Below are 17,381 nucleotides of genomic sequence, written 5' to 3' on the forward strand. Positions count from 1 at the left end.
AAAAATGCTCTTCTTTAGGCCGTACCCCCAACCGTAAGACCGGCGAGCTTCAGCGTTGGCTGTCCAACGCCTACCGGCACACCCTGCCCGGCCTTACCGCAGGTCCCAATACCGGGGTCGAGCTCCACATCAGAACCAATCATCGAAATTCGATTCATGGCATCTGCACCATTGCCGATAAGTGTCGCCCCACGCACCGGGGTCGTCACTTTTCCATCTTCGATCAGATATGCTTCGGAAGCCGCAAAAACGAATTTCCCGGAGGTGATGTCCACCTGCCCACCCCCAAAATTCACGGCGTAAAGACCACGTTTGGTGGAGCGGATCATCTCCTCTGTGGTCGCATCTCCACCCAGCATCAGCGTATTCGTCATTCGGGGAAGTGGCGCATGAGCGTAGGACTCGCGCCGTCCATTACCCGTAGGATTGACGCCCATCAGCCTCGCATTCAGGCGGTCCTGCAGATACCCGGTCAGGATACCGTCCTCGATCAGCGTTGTCCGGTCTGTAGGTGTTCCTTCGTCGTCAATGCTCAGAGAACCACGACGCTCTGCCAATGTGCCGTCATCTATCACTGTAACGCCCGGCGATGCCACGCGCTTGCCAACCATTCCCGCAAAAGAGGATGTTCCCTTGCGGTTGAAATCACCCTCAAGACCATGACCAACTGCTTCATGGAGCAGAATACCGGGCCAGCCAGAGCCAAGCACAATATCCATTTCACCCGCAGGAGCCGGTGCCGCATCGAGATTGACAAGCGCCTGACGCAAGGCCTCATCAACAGCGCCCTGCCATTTCTCGGTGGTCAGCAGGCGTCGCAATTCATAGCGCCCGCCCTGACCCGAGCTGCCACTTTCACGGCGCCCGTCCTTTTCCACGACAATAGAAACATTTAACCGAACGAGCGGGCGCAAATCTGCAACGCGACCGCCTGCATCCGCCCGACGCATGATCTGCACGGCCTGCCACTCCGAGCTGATACTCGCGCTGACCTGCACTACACGGGGATCACGCCCGCGCGCATAGGCATCAATTTCGCCCAGAACGGCCGCACGCTTTACGAACTCCGTCCCTTCAAGGGGGCGCGAATCTCCGTAAAGGCGTTGATTGGTTTTCTGCGGGCCCGGTGCCATCGTAAAGCCGCGCCCCTGCCGCACAGCCCCAACTGTTGCAACGGCACGTCCGAGTGCGTCGCGGCTGATCTCATCTGAATGCGCGAAAGCGGTTTCCGTTCCGAGCACGGCCCGAAGACCAAACCCGGACGACGTATTGAAGCTGGCCGAACGAATTGTGCCGTCATCAAGACTGATGCCTTCACTCTCCCGGTACTCCAGGAAAAGCTCCCCATCGTCCACACCGTCCAGCCCGCGTGAGACAAGAGCTTCGGCATCCTCGCGGGTCAGGGCTGTGTCCGGACGCTCGAAAAACAGGGCATCAGTGGTGGCAAGCGCCCCCACGGCATCAGCGGCTACGGACATGGTTCATTCTCCGGGACGGCAGGAAAGAGTGCCCCTAACCTAATGCGGCCAGGAATAATTACGAGAGGGCAGCGCGGTTTATGTCAGGGCGGCACGCATACGCTTCAAAGCTTCTTCCAGAACATGCGGCTGTTTGCAGAAGGCAAAGCGTATAAGATTTTGCGGCGCTTCAGGGCCGTTCGGATCATAGAACGCCGAGACAGGAATTGTCGCAACACCTGCATGCTCCACGAGCCACCGTGCAAACTCGACATCATTGCGACCGGCCGCATGTCGCGAAATGTCGGCCACAATGAAGTAACTGCCATCTGCTGGAAGTGTACTGAACCCCAGATCATGCAGCCCATTCCTCAGCAGATCGCGACGCCCCTCAAGATCTGCCGATAGCTGCTGGAAATAAGTATCATCCATATTCAGCCCGTGCGCCACGGCGCGCTGAAGATTGGGCGCCGTAGCAAACACCATCACCTGATGTGCTTTGGCAATCACGGAGGCAAGAGCCGCAGGAGCCGTCACATATCCAACCTTCCAGCCGGTCAGAGAGAAGCTCTTCCCTGCGCTGCCGATACGCATGCAGCGCTCGCGCATTCCAGGCAGCGTCATGAGCGGAACATGTTTCACGTGAAACGTCAGATGTTCGTAAACTTCATCACAGATGGCATAGACATCATGTTCCCGCACGAGATCCGCGATCAGATGCAGTTCCTGCTCGGAGAAAACCTTGCCAGCAGGGTTCATGGGAGAATTAAGAAGGATAGCCTTGGTTTTGGGCCCAAATGCAGCCCGCAGCTCATTTTCCGGCAAAGACCAGTGCGGCGGCTGCAATCGTACGCATTTCGCGGTAGCTCCAAGAAGCTTCAGCGCAGGCAGGTAAGTGTCATACAGCGGTTCGATCAAAACCACTTCATCGCCCGGCTCGATAACTGCCATCAGACACGCGGCAAGCGCCTCCGTGGCCCCAGACGTGACAACCACCTCTGTGGCAGGATCAATGTCCAATCCGTAAAAACGCATATTGGACGCCGCCACAGCCTGCCTTAGCTCCGGCAGACCAGTCAGAGGCGCATACTGGTTACGGTTGTCCTTCAAGGCTGCAGCCGCAACTTCGATCAGTTCCGCTGGCCCCTCCGTATCCGGAAAGCCCTGCCCGAGATTAACGGCATCATGCTTCACAGCCAACTGGGACATGATCGTGAAGATCGTTGTCGGCAGCTCAGAGAGGTAACGGTTCGGAGACTTCATGATTGGCAGCGACTCAACAGGTCAGAGGGATTACCCTCACCATTGCAGGACGGGGCTCCAGTGAAAAGCCTGCAATGCCGTCATTTTATGATCCCTGCATCTGCGTCCTGCGCTTCACGCCGCGCAATAGACTGCGCCCCAGGGACCGAAGCAATGCCACCGCCATTCCAACAAGCACAACGCCCACAACCCCCACGACAAACGCATGCATAAAAGGCAAAGGAACATACCCCGCTGGAACCAAGTTCGATGGCTCAACCCTGAACTCCATAGCGGCCCATCCCGCGCCCGCAGGGATATCAACGCCATGCGGATACATGATTTTCACGATCGGCAGGATCATCAGGCTGAAGCCCGCAACCAGCAGGATAAACACCGCCATCCCACCGAAAAACGCAATCACGCTTGTACTGGCAAGCCGCAACAATACCCACAGCAACCCAAGGGGATTTGACTGCTGTACGCCCAGCGCAAGTTCATGACGAAGGGTAAATTGTGCGGCAAGCTGTTCGGGCGAACCCAGTCTTCGCAGAAGACGCTGCACCGCAGCCTCTCCTTCGCGTGCCTGTGCTCCCACCTGAAGGCGGACTTCAGAGACGATCTGGTCACGTTCGCTCTCCGGCAACGCGAGCAAGCCTCCACGGAAATCATGAAGGTACTGTTCCACAGGAAGGGAAAGGAGGTCAGCGTCCAGGCAGAGGGGTTGAGGTACAGGTTTCAGAATCATCAGCTTTCTCCGCTTTGAAAGGTCTGACAGTTTCCATGCAAGTTTGGGGCCATCTGCCGTTTATGGCCGTACGAAATCGAAACATTCCTGCGAAAATTCATGCATTGGCGAAATTTCCCATACTCGACAATGCGACAAATGTCCCCTAATCGTTTTGCAGCCGTTCACACGATGCAAGGCGACAGATCGATGGCAAAGAAAGCCCCTACCCCCTCCCCTGCCAAACCGAAGGCCGCACCTGCGCGCCGTACCCCGGCGAAGGCTGCTGCTCCAAAGGCAGCACAACCGACCATCTCCAAAAACGCCCCACCGGCACCTAGCAAGGAAGCCGTTGCGCGCGTCTTTGAGATGATCCAGGAGCACGCGGCGGAATTCGTCGATCTGCGCTTCACGGACCCGAAGGGCAAGTGGCACCACACCACCCAGACCGTTTCCACAATCGAGGATGACACCTTCACCGAAGGCTTCATGTTCGATGGTTCGTCGATCCAGGGCTGGAAAGCCATTAACGAATCAGACATGGTCCTGTTGCCCGATCCGGCAACAGCCGTCATGGACCCGTTCTCGGCGAAGCCTCAGCTCATCCTGTTCTGTGACATCGTCGATCCGAAGACGGGCAATTTCTACAACCGTGACCCTCGCTCGACCGCAAAGCTGGCTGAAGCGTATCTCAAGGATGCAGGCTTCGGCGATACGGCCTTCTTTGGCCCGGAAGCCGAGTTCTTCGTCTTCGACAACGTGCAGTTCGGCACAGGCCCGAATTTCGGCACATACCAGCTCGACAGCATCGAAGGCCCAGGCTCTTCCATGAAGTCATACCCCGAAGGCAACATGGGCCATCGCCCTGTCGTCAAGGGTGGCTACTTCCCTGTTGCGCCAGTTGACAGCGAGCATGACCTGCGCGCCGAAATGCTCTCCACGATGGGCGAAATGGGCCTGCCGATCGAGAAGCACCATCACGAAGTCGCACAGTCGCAGCACGAGCTGGGTACGAAGTTCGACACCCTCGTGAAGTCCGCTGACTTCATGCAGATCTACAAATACTGCGTGCACAACGTCGCCCATTCCTATGGCAAGACGGCAACGTTCATGCCAAAGCCGATCGCAGGCGATAATGGCTCGGGCATGCATGTTCACCAGTCGATCTGGAAAGACGGCAAGCCGACTTTCGCAGGCGACAAGTATGCCGACCTGTCTGAAGACGCACTGTTCTACATTGGCGGCATCATCAAGCACGCCAAGGCTCTGAACGCGTTTACGAACCCGTCCACGAACTCCTACAAGCGCCTGATTCCGGGGTTTGAAGCGCCTGTGCTGCTGGCATATTCCGCTGCCAACCGCTCGGCTTCGTGTCGTATCCCGCATGCGACCAACCCGAAGGCCAAGCGCGTTGAAGTTCGCTTCCCGGATCCGACAGCAAACCCGTATCTCGCGTTCGCTGCCATGCTGATGGCTGGCCTCGATGGCATCCGCAACAAGATCCATCCTGGTGAAGCCATGGACAAGGACCTGTACGAACTTCCGAAGGAAGAGCTCGCCCAGATCCCAACTGTCTGCGGTTCGCTCCGTGAAGCTCTGGAAGCCCTCAAGGCCGATCACGCATTCCTTCTCGAAGGTGGCGTTTTCACTCAGGACCAGATCGAGAGCTACATCGACATCAAGTGGGCCGAAGTCTACAAATTCGAGCACACGCCTCACCCGGCAGAGTTTGAAATGTACTACTCGGTCTGATCCGAACACATTTCGAACGGAAAAGCCCGGCCATTGTGCCGGGCTTTTTTTGTAAATTCCTCGTCTTTTTCAGGCCATTTCCCACGTGCTTCCGCCGTCTCTCCACAATTTTTCGTCTTCCATACTGCCCATGCTGGATATCGCTGGTACGGCGGTTTTCGCCATTTCCGGTGCGCTTGAGGCTGCAGGGAAACGACAGAACATCGTTACATTCATGTTCTTCGCGGCCATCACAGGCGTTGGCGGCGGCACCGTCCGGGATCTACTGATCAGTGCTCCGGTATTCTGGATGCACAATGCGACACCTATCGCCGTCTGTATGGCATGCGCGGTCGTAGTGTGGTTTACACCGGGGCGTCTATGGTCCGAGCGTGCGGTAGACTGGTTCGACGGGCTGGGAATTGCTGCATATGGTGTATTTGGCGCGGCAAAAGCCATCGCCTACGGCATCCCGCTTCTGCCCGCAGCCCTGATGGGCGTTGTCAGCGCGTGTATGGGAGGCATTTTCCGCGACATGCTTGCGGGCGAACCCTCGATCGTTATCCGACCAGAAGTCTACGTGACGGCCGTGGCACTATCATCAGGAAGCTACGTATTTCTGAGCGCTATAGGGCTCAACAACACCCTCGCCGCAGGAATTGCCATGGTCCTTGGCTTTTCCCTTCGGGCCGTCGCCATCGTACGCGGAACAGCCCTCCCCTCTTACCGGAAATAATTTCGCTCAGGACAAGAAGCTTTAGACAACAACGTCAAAGCCGAGATCCTCGACAACGTCCCGCAAGGCAGCAGGCTGAACCGCGTTGCCGTCATAATGGATGTTCGCCTGACCCGGATCGAGGGTGACTTCAGCACTGCTCACGCCTGGCACTGCATTCAGGGCTTTTTCCAATTTGCTGGAACAGCCCGTGCAGGACATGCCATCCACTTTGAAGATTACGGTATCAACCACGATAATTCCCTCCGCATAAAGCCAGCCTCACCTGCCAGCTCAGGAAAGCAGGAAGCCACACTTCCTTTGCGAAGGGAACCTCGGTTTAATTCTCAGTGAGCACCGTGGTTATAAACGTTTCCAAACCGGTTCTCCAGGAACAGGTCGAGCGGAATATCCTCTTGGCGGACAAAACCCTTCGTGGGGATTTTTCCTTCTGCAAGGAGGTCCAGAACGGCGCAGATGGAACCAGCCGTGGTGATCTGGATGGCCGTACAATCGACTCCCATGAAATGACGCGCCTGAATGGTCCGCGCCAGCGTCTCCTGACGGAGCTGACCGTTCTTGGTGCCCGTCACGGTAATAAACACCACAACGACATCCTGCGAAGTTCCGGGAATGGCATGCGTGAAAATATCGTGCAGAATGTGCCGACGCTCTGCCAGCCGCAGATCAGACAGTAAAATTTTCATGATGTCGCGGTGGCCGGGGTAGCGCATCGTGCGATAATTCAACTCCCGAACCTTGCCGTCATAGGTCTCACAAAGTGATCCCAGACCGCCAGACGTATTGAACGCCTCATAGGCCACGCCATCCACACCAAGCGTCTCATACCCTTCCATTGCGGGTACCATCGCGCGTTTTCCTCCGATGATGGCTTCGCAGGGCTCAATGTATTCGTTAATCAGCCCGTCCGTGCTCCAGGTCAGGTTGTAACCCAGCGCGTTTGACGGGAAACGCGGCAGCGCACCAACACGCAGACGGATCGTGTCCAGCGTATCGAAGTGACTGGCCAGATCATGTGCCGCAATAGAGACAAATCCCGGCGCCAGACCACATTGCGGAATAAACGCACTGGACGCGTTTTCAGCAAGCGCCCGAACATCGCGCGTAGAGGCGACATCCTCGGTCAGGTCCAGATAATGCACACCCGCTTCAGCCGCGGCCTTGGCCACGTTACGCGTCAGGTGAAAGGGGGCTGCGGAGAGCACTGCAAACTGGCCTTCAAGGGCGGAAGCCTCCAGCCCCTGAGCGATATCGGCCTCGCGCCGCGCAATATCCGCAGGAAGATCGAGCTTGGCCAGATACTGGGCATCACGATCAATGACCGTCACACCATAGCCTCCAGAATGCAGGAAACGGGCCATCGTTGCGCCAATCTTACCCGCGCCGATCACTGTGATTTTCTTCATACTGGAATTTTCCTGATCCGAAATAATCTCGGTTCAGGACACCGGTTCTTTCGCCGTCCTTCAATCGGCACGGCGCCGGATACCGATCTTTCGTGACGGCAGAATGCCGGTTATGGTCGGCACTATGACTGATTCCGATGATCGCGCCCTTTTGGAACTTCTACGTAAAAATGCGCGCATTCCCACTGCCGTACTCGCCCGTAGGCTCGGTATTTCACGCACCACCCTACAAGGCAGGATCGAGCGGCTGGAGCGCAACGGTATCATTCAGGGCTATACTTTGATTGAGGCCACACCACAGGACCCCGTCCGTGCGCATGTTTCCATTACCCTGACACCAAGGCAGGTCAGTTTTGTAGAAAAAAGCCTGCGAAGCCTGCCCGAACTTCGAGAACTCCATGCCGTCAGCGGCATGTCGGATCTGATTGCTGTCCTAGGGGCTGCCAGTACGGAAGCCATCAATCAAGCGATTGACGATATCGGGCGCATAAATGGTGTGGAGAGAACCATTTCTGCAGTCATTCTCTCCACACGATACAAATTGACCTGATTAATCAGGCGGCATCAGCCGCAGCATCAAGCGGGCGAACCTTCATGATGGTCACTTCCGCCCCTAAAGCGCCCATGGCTTTTGCCAGAACGTTGAAATGAGATGTAGCAAGATGCGCATCGAAAGCAGCGGGCGTATCCCAGCGTTCGTCTGTCGTAAAACGACCTGGCTTCTCAAGATCTCGATTGACCACATAATGCTGGCAAGGAGCTTCCTTGCGGGATGCAACCATACAGCGCGCCAGTTCGGCCTCGGCCGTATGTGCATGTTCGGGCGCGACGGTAACGATTGCTACGACGTAGGTAACTTCGCTCATGGAATCATCTTCCTGAAAATATTCGTCTACAGACACCAGCGCTCTTCTCAGCACCATGCCTTCAGGATTTGATACCATTTCCACCGCTCTGTCTCTCCCCGCGCCCTTCCGCACTTTGCCGTGATACCTGTGCGCCTCTTCGTGTTGCCCTGTGCGTCCGAAATCCTCAGACTATGTTTCACGTGAAACGCATTGCTGGAGCCTATTGTGAGTCTTGAGAGTGTCCGCGCCGATCTGGCCATAAGAGCCCCTGAACTTTCCCTGATCCTCACGGAAGACTCCACCGCCACAGTGGAGGAAGCCGCACAGGTACATGGCGTGGTGCCAGACCAGATTGCCAAAACACTCGGCGTCCGCCTCGGCTCTGGAGAAGATGCGCGCATTGTTCTGGTTGTTATGGCTGGCACAAAACGGCTCGATAACAGGAAGGCACGTGAGGCCCTGGGCGCAAAACCGCGCTTCCTTAATGGAGAGGAAGTTCTGGCCGCAACCAGCCATCCACCGGGAGGCGTTTGCCCCTTCGGCCTTCCTAGCCCAATCCCTGTCTATTGCGATATTTCGCTTCAGGCCTTTGATATGGTCATCCCGGCAGCGGGAAGCCTGAATGCGTCTGTCATGCTTTCACCGGCCCATCTGGCTGATCTGACTGGAGCAGAATGGGTTCAGGTGGCGCAGGATTAAGATCGGTTTGCACAAAAAAGGCCGGAGTTGATCACTCCGGCCTTTTTTACAGCTTCACAAATACCGCTGCATCAATCTTCAATGTAGGAAGAAATATCAGGGCAGGAACAGACCAGATTCCTGTCTCCCCATGCATTGTCCAAACGCCCAACGGGAGACCAGTATTTCGTGGTGGACACGCCGCCGGGGAAACACCCTTCCTCGCGCGAATAGGGGCGATCCCATGCTCCGGCCAGATCAGCCGTCGTGTGAGGCGCGAAATGCAGTGGGCTGGCATCCATCGCTACTTCACCAGCTTCCACTTTTGCAATTTCGCCACGAATGGCAATCATCGCATCACAGAAACGGTCCAGCTCTACCTTCCCCTCGGACTCCGTCGGTTCGATCATGAAAGTCCCCGCAACCGGGAAGCTGACTGTCGGTGCGTGGAAACCGTGGTCAATCAGGCGCTTGGCGATATCATCCACCGTGACCCCAACCTGATCCTTCAGGGGGCGCAAATCAATGATGCACTCATGCGCGGTGAAGCCATTGGCACCGCGATAAAGCACCGGATAATGCTCACCCAGACGCGCAGCGATGTAGTTGGCGTTCAGGATCGCCATCTCAGTAGCCTGACGCAGTCCGTCATCGCCCATCATCATGATATAGGCTGCCGAAATCGGAAGAATTGAAGCCGATCCATAGGGCGCAGCTGAGATCGCAACCCCATTATTGCCCGGAAGATAGGGCGCAAGGTGGCTACCAACACCAATCGGACCCATGCCCGGGCCACCACCGCCATGCGGAATGCAGAACGTTTTGTGCAGATTGAAATGCGACACGTCCGCACCGTACAGACCGGGCCGCGCCAGCCCAACCTGCGCATTCAGGTTCGCGCCGTCCAGATAGACCTGCCCACCTGCGGCATGCACCAGTTCGCAGATTTCAACGATCCGCTCTTCGAACACACCATGAGTGGATGGATAGGTAATCATGATGGCAGAGACCCGGCCATCATGCTGGGCAATTTTTGCCTTCAGGTCTTCAACGTCGACATTGCCATTGGTGTCACAGGCAACAACGACGACCTTCATGCCTGCCATCTGTGCCGAGGCAGGGTTCGTGCCATGGGCAGAGGCGGGAATCAGGCACACATCACGAGCGTCGTCGCCGCGTGCACGATGATAGCCCCGGATCGCCAGAAGGCCCGCAAACTCACCCTGCGCACCGGAATTGGGCTGCAATGAAATGGCATCATATCCCGAAACTGCACAAAGCGTGCTCTCCAGATACGCAAACAGCTCTGCGTAGCCCTGAGTCTGTTCAGCGGGTGCAAAGGGGTGAATCCGCGCAAATTCCGGCCAGGTAATGGGAATCATCTCTGCCGTGGCATTGAGCTTCATCGTGCAGGACCCCAGAGGGATCATGGTGCGATCCAGCGCCAGATCCTTGTCCGAAAGTGCACGCATATAGCGCAGCAGATCCGTCTCGGAGCGATGGGCCTGGAATACCGCATGGGTCAGCAGATCCGCGCTTCGCTTCAGCTCTGCAGGGATATGCGACGCAACAGACAAGTCCTGCTCAACCTTGGCCAGACGTGTCTCGTCTGGGCAGAAGGCGCGCCAGAGCGCACGGATCGTGTCAGGAGAGGTTGTTTCATCGCATGAAATGCCGATCCGTCCCTCGCCTGCGTCACGCAGGTTGATCCCGACATCGCGTGCACGTTGCAGAACCAGAGCCGCAGACGCGCCAGCATCAACCGTGATCGTATCGAAGAACGCGGTCGTCTCGACCTTGACCGCCAACGCTCTCAGGCCATCTGCAAGGATGGACGCCATGCGATGCGTACGCCCGGCGATCGCCCTGAGACCCTCCGGCCCGTGATAGACCGCATACATGGACGCGATGACGGCCAGCAGAACCTGCGCCGTGCAGATATTGGACGTCGCCTTTTCACGACGGATATGCTGCTCACGGGTTTGGAGCGCCAGACGGTAGGCAGGATTACCTGCGCTGTCCCTGGATACACCCACCAGACGGCCAGGCATGTTGCGCTTATAGGCATCGCGCGTGGCCATGAAGCCAGCGTGTGGGCCACCACCGCCCATGGGCACACCAAAGCGCTGCATGGACCCGATCGCGATATCAGCGCCCAGCGCACCGGGGCTCTCCAGCATAACGAGCGCCAGCGGGTCACAGGTTACAGACGCAATCGCACCATTCGCATGGAGTGCTTCAATGATGGCGCGCGGGTTTCGCAGGGCACCCGAAGATCCCGGATAGGACAGCAACGCACCAAAAACAGTGGAAGCATCCAGATCGGTCTCTGGATTACCAACAACAATTTCCCAGCCGAGAGGCTCGGCGCGCGTGCGGATCACTGCGATCGTTTGCGGGTGCGTGTCGGCATCCACAAAGAAACGGTCTGATTTTGCCTTACAGACACGCTTGGCAAGCCCCATCGCCTCGGCACAGGCCGTGCCCTCATCGAGCAGCGATGCGTTGGCAATATCAAGCCCGGTCAGATCTGCAACGAGCGTCTGGAAATTAAGAAGTGCTTCCAGACGTCCCTGACTGATCTCCGGCTGGTAGGGCGTATACGCCGTGTACCATGCGGGATTTTCCAGAATGTTGCGCTGGATGACGGGAGGCAAAACTGTATCGTAGTATCCCTGCCCGATCATGGATGTCATGACGACATTGCGAGAGGCAATCTCGCGCAGACGCGCAAGCGCCTCCTGTTCGGTCAATGCGGCACCAACCCCATGGTTGCTGCGATCCAGAATTGCGGACGGCACAGTCCGGTCAATCAGGTCATCAATGCTGGAAGCACCCACAACACGCAGCATCTCTCCAATTTCGGAGGAGCGCGGGCCAATATGGCGGGAGCTGAAGGCTTCGGTCTGGTCAGGCCACAGGGTCGTCACAATGGTTCTCTGGATCGGGCTTCAGGGCGTAGAAATTTAAAAGGGCCCTGCCAAAGCAGGACCCACAGAGCGCGTCAGAGGCTCTTGTACTGCTCGGCCGTCAGCAGGCCCTTAAGGTCATCGGGGTTCGAGACTGTCATCTTGTAGATCCAACCTTCACCCTCTGCATCGCTCCCGACCAGCGTCGGCTCGTCGGAAAGCTTCGTATTGAAACCCGACAACGTGCCTGCCACTGGCGCATAGATGTCTGAAGCCGCCTTGACGGACTCAACAACAGCCGCCGTATCGCCAGCAGCGACTTCGGTGCCTTCGTCCTTGGCTTCAACGAAAACGAGTTCGCCCAGCTCTTCCGAAGCATGAGCCGTAATGCCCACCGTTGCTTCTTCACCGTCCAGACGGATCCACTCATGTGACTTGGTGTAATAGGTCGTCATCACTGTATTTCCTTAGCGCTTGAAACCGGGAGCCACGAACGGCATTGCCCGGACATGGACAGGCACAAACTTTCCACGCAGTTCCGCAAACAGTGCGGTATCCACATCTGCAAATTCGGTAGCAACGTATCCCATCGCCACCGGAGCATTGACCGTCGGGCCAAAGGCACCAGACGTTACAACGCCAATTTCTTTCGTGCCTTCAGCGTCCGCAAAGAGCTTCGCGCCCGCACGCACCGGCGCACGCCCCTCAGCCATCAAACCGACACGCTTGCGCGACACTCCCTCGCGCGCCTGACGAAGCACGATATCCGCGCCGGGATATCCCCCCTCACGGGAGCCACCTTCACGGCGGGCTTTCTGGATTGCCCATGCAAGAGACGCTTCGATCGGGGTGGTGGTCGGATCAATATCGTTGCCATATAGACACAAACCAGCCTCCAGACGCAGCGAGTCACGCGCGCCAAGACCAATCGGAAGTATCTGAGGCTGCGCCAGAAGCGCACGCGCTACAGTCTCTGCATCCTTGGCGGCAATCCCGATTTCATACCCGTCTTCACCGGTGTATCCTGAACGTGACAGTGTGACCGAAACACCGGCAAGCTCGGTCTCGATCGCATCCATGAATTTCATGTCTGCTGCTGCCGGGCAAAGCGACGTCAAAGCATTCTGGGCTTCCGGTCCCTGCAGAGCAATCAGTGCCCGATCAAAATGCCGGGTCACGATGCAACGATCACCAAGCGCCTTCTCGATCAGGTCCGCGTCCTGATGCTTGCATGATGCGTTGACCACAACGAACAGATCCTGCCCCATATTCGCGACCATCAGATCATCACGAATACCGCCTTCATCGTTCGTCAGCAGGCCGTAACGCTGCCTGTGCACACCAAGAGCCGCATAATCCGCTGGGATGAGCGTCTCGAGAGCGAGTGCCGCGTCGCGAACATCGCCACTCTTTGCCGCAATGCGAAGTTGCCCCATGTGTGAGACATCAAACAAACCTGCACTGGAGCGGGTATGAAGATGCTCTGCCATGAGACCAGCCTTATACTGGATCGGCATTTCATAGCCTGCAAACGGCACCATTTTGGCACCGAGTTCCAGATTAAGAGCATGCAGTGGTGTTTGGTGAAGCGTATCGCTCATGCAGGAAGTTCCAGACACAACAGGGACATGAAAAAGCGGACGCATCCCTCACAGGAAAACGCCGCCCCTTCTGTCCTTTTGCCTGAGATCGCTATCCCGTCGGCGGGCGCAACCGCGCCACTCTCCAGAATTTACCGATCGACTCGGTCCTTTGGCCTGAGAGTTTCCGGGGCGGTTGCTCCTTCGGCGCTGGCTCAAGGCCAGTCTCTCCCGTGTCGATCACTTTTTATTCTGCCAGCTTCCTCAAAGCTCCGCAATCGTTACGATCGACTGTGCGTTACATGTTTTATCGCCAACACGAGGGGAAACGTTCATGGTCGGACAACTCACGGTTATCGCCGAGTTTGAAACCACATCAGATACCTATGACAAATTTCTGGAAATCTGCACCTATGACAGTGAGCGTTCCGTGGCGGACGAGGCAGGCTGTCATGCTTTCAACGTCCTCACCCCGCAGGATGAAGCAAACACGATCGTCCTTGTTGAAATTTATGAAGACCGCGCAGCATTCGAGACGCATCTGAAAACACCGCATTTCGGTAAGTTTGCAGAGACGGTAAAGGATCTTGGCATCAAGGAAAGAAGCGTGCGTTTCCTCACACAGAGAGCGCCCTGACATGCACAGAATAATCCGATATGCGGCTTTTCCTACGCTAATAATGATTGCGGGATGTACCCATCACGCACCACCCGAACGCATCGGAATGCCCAACCCCGCAAGTGCATACTGCGTCCAGCAGGGTGGGCATGATGAAATCCTGGACACCCCACAGGGACAGATCGGGATCTGCCATCTATCCAATGGCAGAGCCTGTGAAGAATGGGCGCTTTTCCGCGAGCACCGCTGCACGCTTCCGACGCCACAGGTCGGGCGATAGGCTTTAGCGATCAGTGATCTGCTGAAGTGCCTCCTGAAGAATTTCAGGCTTGATGGAGGCACTTTGCGCAGCCGTTGGAAATGCTCCAGACGACACCTCCGCTACATACACCTTAAGCGCCTCTGTCATCTGCGCTCCGATCTCGGCAAACCGCTTTGCATGCCTTGGTGATTTTTCCTCGAAAAGGCCAAGAACATCATGCCAAACCTGCACCTGCCCATCGCATCCGGCGCCCGCGCCAATTCCAATGACAGGAATATCAAGACGCTCTGAAATTATCGCCGCCAGTTCTGCAGGCACAACCTCCAAAACCAGACCGAAAGCGCCCGCCTCCTGAAGCGCTAAAGCATCTTCAATCAGTTTCTTGGCCGCCCTGACATCTTTACCTTGCACACGCAGGCCAATCTGATGCTGGGACTGTGGCGTCAGCCCGAGATGACCCATCACCGGCACACCCATTTCCGTAAGTTTGCGGACAACAGGAACCATTTCGGCTCCCCCCTCAAGCTTAAGGGCCTGCCCGCCCCCGCCTTGCATGATCTTTCTGGCGGATGTCACCGCATCTTGCAGTGTTGCATACGTCATGAACGGTAGATCCACGACGACAAGCGCTTCCTGGCTTCCGCGCATGACCATTCTGGCATGCAAAATCATGTCATCGACCGTGACAGGTAATGTCGTATCGTGGCCATGCACGACCATACCAAGCGAGTCCCCAACCAGAATTATCTGCACGCCAGCACGCTCTGCGATCAGGGCTGAGGAATAATCATAAGCCGTGAGCATGGTAATTTTCTCACCTGCGGCTTTCATGTTCCGAATATCAAAAATTGTTCTGCGCATGATTTCTCACCAACCGTGACCAAAATGTTAGCCTACCTAGCGTGCACCAGCAGGAAGGAACACAGCTCGAGTTTACTGCGCCTCGTACGGAACAAAATAACTACGGAACGGAATTTATATAACATGTTATATAGTTATTACTGATACAGGAGATCAGCGATGGCCGATGAAAATTCCACCCCGAGGCCCGGACAACTGGCCAATCAGACCGCGCGCCTTTTTATTCGAGCCATTGATCAGGCATTAAAGCCCCTTGGTATTCGCTCCGGGCAAATTCCCGTCCTGCTCGCACTGCGAAATGGCAAGGAATTAAACCAGCGCGCCCTTATTGAAATTGTGGGTATTGAACAGCCGGGCATGGTGACGCTGCTTTCAAGAATGGAGCGCGACAACCTGATCAGGCGAACACCAGACGCAAAGGATAAACGGAGCGTACGCATCAGCCTTACAGACGAAGGCGAGGAAAAGAGCGCGCGTGTCCCGGAATTTCTGGAAGAGGTAAACAATAAGGCACTTACGGGTTTTACAACCCTCGAACGCAGCATTCTGACAGCGTTGCTGGACCGTATTATTTTAAATCTGGAAAATAAAGAATAATGCCTGCATCCGGGAATTTTCCGGATGCAGGAAACGCAAAAATTATTTCGCGCTCGTGGGCAGATGCTCAGCAATATACGGCGGCAGATTAAATGAGCCGACGTGAATTTCTGGCGTCCAGTAGCGTGTGGTTCCAAGAATATCCGCCGCTTCAGCGCGCGCGCGGATCTGCTCCAGCGTCTGCGTATTCGGAGACTGACCCTTGGAGGCCATACCAAGCGTCATGAAGCCACCGACATATGTCGGAACAGCGGCAACATAGGCAGTGACATGGGGGAAGAAATTCGCACGGCGCAGGCTTGTTTCATGCAGTTCATCAGCCTGCATGAAAGGCACGCCGCACTGGTTCACAATCAGACCTTCATCTGACAGGATACGTGCGCAGTTGCTATAGAACTCGTCCGTAAACAGAACCTCGCCAACACCGATCGGATCCGTGCTGTCGACGATGATCACATCGAACGATCCGTCCGCAGCTTTTGCAACGTAGTCGATACCGTCACCAACAATGACTTCCGCGCGCGGATCATTCCACGCATCACCTGCGATGTTCGGCAAATGCTGCTTGGAAAGCTCGATCACTACACCGTCGATCTCGACCATAACGGCCTTCTCAACGGTGCCGTGCTGCAGAACACGACGCAGAACGCCCCCGTCTCCAGCACCAATGATCAAAACACGCTTTGCGCATGGGTGCGTCAGCATGGGCACATGCGTCAGCATTTCCTGATAGACGAATTCATCCCGCTCGGTGATCTGGATCACGCCGTCCAGCACCAGGACGCGGCCATGGCTTGAACTCTCAAAAACCACAACGTCCTGAAAATCGGACTTTACGCGCGCAAGTTCGCGCGTCACGAGAAAACGCTGTCCCCAGTCCGGGTACAGAGTCTCGTTGATCCATGTCTCTGCCACGGTCATCGTTTCCTTGTCGGATTTTTAGTGCAAAAGGCCGGCACGCGCCGGCCCTCTCTGCCTGGAAGAAGACTGCTTACGCAGCCCGGTCCTGCACACGTCCACGGCGCATCGCGTCAACTTCGACACGACCTGCCTGGAACAGGCGCTGCATCACCGGAATCGACAGATTCGGATCACAAGCACCACACATGAACACGTCCACAGCTGCGAAATTGCGTTCTGGCCAAGTGTGGATCGAGATGTGGCTTTCTGCGAGCACGATCACACCCGACACGCCACCATTAGGCGTGAAATGATGAAAATGGCTGTGCAGAATCGTTGCGCCAGCAGCAATTGCTGCTTCGCAGAGCGTTTCATCAATCCGCTTCGGATCATCGAGGTTCTGGGCGTCCCAGAAATCGATCAGCAGATGGTTGCCAGCGTAACGCATGCCGTCACGCTCGATGAAGTAATCTTTACGCTCCTCTTCAACAGAGTGAGCTTCGACGTTCTGGATATCTCTCGGGAGTCCCGATACCATCCCCAGTTGAGCAAGTGCGTTCATCACGTACCCCCAAACCAGTAGACAGCCTGTTGGGCGAAATTCGCCCCCTTGGGCCAGGAAGCGCGCTAGTTAGAGTGCCCATTCCGAGGATGCAAGGCTTTTCTGGGCTAATTCGTCAATATGTCACATTCGGTGCCCTGAGAGGCTGTATATTTCCCACAGTTTCAAACCGACAGCACGAGGAAACAACGTGAATCCCCGTGCGGGCACGCCATATACCGACCAGAAAATCTACATACAAAAGCGATTCGCTACGGCAACGGTGG

19 protein-coding genes and 2 riboswitches are annotated in these 17,381 nt (G+C 56.2%); of the genes, 7 read left to right on the plus strand and 12 right to left on the minus strand.

What is annotated here, in order from left to right; all coding sequences use genetic code 11:
* Window positions 1-14: 14 nt before the first annotated feature.
* The 3 genes from tldD to GWA01_RS10965 form a co-directional block, all read right to left on the minus strand.
* A complete protein-coding gene (gene tldD / locus GWA01_RS10955) occupies window positions 15-1,478 on the minus strand; it encodes a metalloprotease TldD (RefSeq protein ID WP_146797929.1) in 1,464 nt (487 codons plus the stop codon).
* A gap of 78 nt (window positions 1,479-1,556) precedes the next feature.
* Complete coding sequence (locus GWA01_RS10960) at window positions 1,557-2,720, minus strand: aminotransferase (protein WP_146797931.1); 1,164 nt, start codon at window positions 2,718-2,720, stop codon at window positions 1,557-1,559.
* A gap of 85 nt (window positions 2,721-2,805) precedes the next feature.
* On the minus strand, window positions 2,806-3,447 hold the full coding sequence (locus GWA01_RS10965; RefSeq protein WP_146797933.1) for an HAAS signaling domain-containing protein: 642 nt from the start codon (window positions 3,445-3,447) through the stop codon (window positions 2,806-2,808).
* A gap of 348 nt (window positions 3,448-3,795) precedes the next feature.
* Here GWA01_RS10965 and glnA point away from each other — a divergent pair, with 348 nt between their 5' ends.
* Both glnA and GWA01_RS10975 read left to right on the plus strand, forming a co-directional pair.
* On the plus strand, window positions 3,796-5,178 hold the full coding sequence (gene glnA, locus GWA01_RS10970; RefSeq protein WP_146797935.1) for a type I glutamate--ammonia ligase: 1,383 nt from the start codon (window positions 3,796-3,798) through the stop codon (window positions 5,176-5,178).
* Window positions 5,179-5,308: 130 nt separating this feature from the next.
* On the plus strand, window positions 5,309-5,893 hold the full coding sequence (locus tag GWA01_RS10975) for a trimeric intracellular cation channel family protein (protein WP_228118609.1): 585 nt from the start codon (window positions 5,309-5,311) through the stop codon (window positions 5,891-5,893).
* A 21-nt stretch (window positions 5,894-5,914) separates the two neighbouring features.
* Here GWA01_RS10975 and GWA01_RS10980 read toward each other — a convergent pair whose 3' ends face one another.
* Window positions 5,915-6,127 (minus strand): heavy-metal-associated domain-containing protein, encoded by a 213-nt coding sequence (locus GWA01_RS10980; protein WP_146797943.1) that lies wholly within the window; start codon window positions 6,125-6,127, stop codon window positions 5,915-5,917.
* Between the two features lie 92 nt (window positions 6,128-6,219).
* Window positions 6,220-7,299 (minus strand): saccharopine dehydrogenase family protein, encoded by a 1,080-nt coding sequence (locus tag GWA01_RS10985; protein WP_146797946.1) that lies wholly within the window; start codon window positions 7,297-7,299, stop codon window positions 6,220-6,222.
* 124 nt (window positions 7,300-7,423) lie between these two features.
* Between GWA01_RS10985 and GWA01_RS10990 the strand changes: the two genes are divergently transcribed.
* A complete protein-coding gene (locus GWA01_RS10990; protein ID WP_146797950.1) occupies window positions 7,424-7,849 on the plus strand; it encodes an Lrp/AsnC family transcriptional regulator in 426 nt (141 codons plus the stop codon).
* A 4-nt stretch (window positions 7,850-7,853) separates the two neighbouring features.
* Here the strand turns inward: GWA01_RS10990 and GWA01_RS10995 are convergent, their stop codons facing one another.
* The gene (locus GWA01_RS10995; protein WP_244945721.1) at window positions 7,854-8,243 is read right to left on the minus strand and encodes a putative quinol monooxygenase; all 390 of its coding nucleotides are present in this window, start codon (window positions 8,241-8,243) and stop codon (window positions 7,854-7,856) included.
* A 129-nt stretch (window positions 8,244-8,372) separates the two neighbouring features.
* Here GWA01_RS10995 and GWA01_RS11000 point away from each other — a divergent pair, with 129 nt between their 5' ends.
* Window positions 8,373-8,846 (plus strand): YbaK/EbsC family protein, encoded by a 474-nt coding sequence (locus tag GWA01_RS11000; protein ID WP_146797955.1) that lies wholly within the window; start codon window positions 8,373-8,375, stop codon window positions 8,844-8,846.
* A gap of 71 nt (window positions 8,847-8,917) precedes the next feature.
* Here the strand turns inward: GWA01_RS11000 and gcvP are convergent, their stop codons facing one another.
* From gcvP to gcvT, 3 genes are all read right to left on the minus strand, one after another.
* Entirely contained in the window at window positions 8,918-11,755 is a 2,838-nt protein-coding gene (gcvP, locus tag GWA01_RS11005; protein ID WP_146797958.1) for an aminomethyl-transferring glycine dehydrogenase, read from the minus strand.
* A gap of 74 nt (window positions 11,756-11,829) precedes the next feature.
* The gene (gene gcvH, locus GWA01_RS11010; RefSeq protein WP_146797962.1) at window positions 11,830-12,189 is read right to left on the minus strand and encodes a glycine cleavage system protein GcvH; all 360 of its coding nucleotides are present in this window, start codon (window positions 12,187-12,189) and stop codon (window positions 11,830-11,832) included.
* Between the two features lie 12 nt (window positions 12,190-12,201).
* Window positions 12,202-13,335, minus strand: a complete 1,134-nt coding sequence (gene gcvT / locus GWA01_RS11015; RefSeq protein WP_146797966.1) for a glycine cleavage system aminomethyltransferase GcvT — start codon at window positions 13,333-13,335, stop codon at window positions 12,202-12,204.
* Window positions 13,336-13,395: 60 nt separating this feature from the next.
* Window positions 13,396-13,469, minus strand: a riboswitch (glycine riboswitch).
* Window positions 13,470-13,558, minus strand: a riboswitch (glycine riboswitch).
* A gap of 90 nt (window positions 13,559-13,648) precedes the next feature.
* Between gcvT and GWA01_RS11020 the strand changes: the two genes are divergently transcribed.
* On the plus strand, window positions 13,649-13,951 hold the full coding sequence (locus GWA01_RS11020; RefSeq protein WP_146797968.1) for a putative quinol monooxygenase: 303 nt from the start codon (window positions 13,649-13,651) through the stop codon (window positions 13,949-13,951).
* A gap of 1 nt (window position 13,952) precedes the next feature.
* Complete coding sequence (locus GWA01_RS11025) at window positions 13,953-14,213, plus strand: putative hemolysin (protein ID WP_146797970.1); 261 nt, start codon at window positions 13,953-13,955, stop codon at window positions 14,211-14,213.
* Between the two features lie 3 nt (window positions 14,214-14,216).
* Here the strand turns inward: GWA01_RS11025 and panB are convergent, their stop codons facing one another.
* Window positions 14,217-15,056, minus strand: coding sequence for a 3-methyl-2-oxobutanoate hydroxymethyltransferase (panB, locus tag GWA01_RS11030; RefSeq protein ID WP_146797972.1), 840 nt, complete (start codon window positions 15,054-15,056; stop codon window positions 14,217-14,219).
* 159 nt (window positions 15,057-15,215) lie between these two features.
* On the opposite strand from panB, the gene GWA01_RS11035 reads away from it, so the two are divergent.
* Complete coding sequence (locus tag GWA01_RS11035) at window positions 15,216-15,653, plus strand: MarR family winged helix-turn-helix transcriptional regulator (protein WP_146797974.1); 438 nt, start codon at window positions 15,216-15,218, stop codon at window positions 15,651-15,653.
* 42 nt (window positions 15,654-15,695) lie between these two features.
* On the opposite strand, the gene speE is transcribed toward GWA01_RS11035, so the two are convergent.
* Together speE and speD are read right to left on the minus strand one after the other, a co-directional pair.
* Window positions 15,696-16,568 carry a polyamine aminopropyltransferase gene (gene speE, locus GWA01_RS11040; protein ID WP_146797976.1) on the minus strand — a complete coding sequence of 291 codons (873 nt, stop codon included), beginning with the start codon at window positions 16,566-16,568 and terminating at the stop codon, window positions 15,696-15,698.
* 76 nt (window positions 16,569-16,644) lie between these two features.
* The gene (speD, locus tag GWA01_RS11045) at window positions 16,645-17,115 is read right to left on the minus strand and encodes an adenosylmethionine decarboxylase (protein WP_146797978.1); all 471 of its coding nucleotides are present in this window, start codon (window positions 17,113-17,115) and stop codon (window positions 16,645-16,647) included.
* Window positions 17,116-17,381: the final 266 nt, after the last annotated feature.

Origin of the sequence: Gluconobacter wancherniae NBRC 103581 (assembly GCF_007988885.1) — a bacterium.
Taxonomy (GTDB): Bacteria; Pseudomonadota; Alphaproteobacteria; order Acetobacterales; family Acetobacteraceae; genus Gluconobacter; species Gluconobacter wancherniae.

Excerpts from the sequence above, each read along its gene's own strand:
- tldD (WP_146797929.1), bottom strand. The coding sequence starts at position 1,478 with ATGTCCGTAGCCGCTGATGCCGTGGGGGCGCTTGCCACCACTGATGCC.
- GWA01_RS10960 (WP_146797931.1), bottom strand. The coding sequence starts at position 2,720 with ATGAAGTCTCCGAACCGTTACCTCTCTGAGCTGCCGACAACGATCTTC.
- GWA01_RS10965 (WP_146797933.1), bottom strand. The coding sequence starts at position 3,447 with ATGATTCTGAAACCTGTACCTCAACCCCTCTGCCTGGACGCTGACCTC.
- glnA (WP_146797935.1), top strand. The coding sequence starts at position 3,796 with ATGATCCAGGAGCACGCGGCGGAATTCGTCGATCTGCGCTTCACGGAC.
- GWA01_RS10975 (WP_228118609.1), top strand. The coding sequence starts at position 5,309 with ATGCTGGATATCGCTGGTACGGCGGTTTTCGCCATTTCCGGTGCGCTT.
- GWA01_RS10985 (WP_146797946.1), bottom strand. The coding sequence starts at position 7,299 with ATGAAGAAAATCACAGTGATCGGCGCGGGTAAGATTGGCGCAACGATG.
- GWA01_RS10990 (WP_146797950.1), top strand. The coding sequence starts at position 7,424 with ATGACTGATTCCGATGATCGCGCCCTTTTGGAACTTCTACGTAAAAAT.
- GWA01_RS10995 (WP_244945721.1), bottom strand. The coding sequence starts at position 8,243 with ATGGTATCAAATCCTGAAGGCATGGTGCTGAGAAGAGCGCTGGTGTCT.
- gcvH (WP_146797962.1), bottom strand. The coding sequence starts at position 12,189 with ATGACGACCTATTACACCAAGTCACATGAGTGGATCCGTCTGGACGGT.
- gcvT (WP_146797966.1), bottom strand. The coding sequence starts at position 13,335 with ATGAGCGATACGCTTCACCAAACACCACTGCATGCTCTTAATCTGGAA.
- GWA01_RS11020 (WP_146797968.1), top strand. The coding sequence starts at position 13,649 with ATGGTCGGACAACTCACGGTTATCGCCGAGTTTGAAACCACATCAGAT.
- GWA01_RS11025 (WP_146797970.1), top strand. The coding sequence starts at position 13,953 with ATGCACAGAATAATCCGATATGCGGCTTTTCCTACGCTAATAATGATT.
- panB (WP_146797972.1), bottom strand. The coding sequence starts at position 15,056 with ATGCGCAGAACAATTTTTGATATTCGGAACATGAAAGCCGCAGGTGAG.
- GWA01_RS11035 (WP_146797974.1), top strand. The coding sequence starts at position 15,216 with ATGGCCGATGAAAATTCCACCCCGAGGCCCGGACAACTGGCCAATCAG.
- speD (WP_146797978.1), bottom strand. The coding sequence starts at position 17,115 with ATGAACGCACTTGCTCAACTGGGGATGGTATCGGGACTCCCGAGAGAT.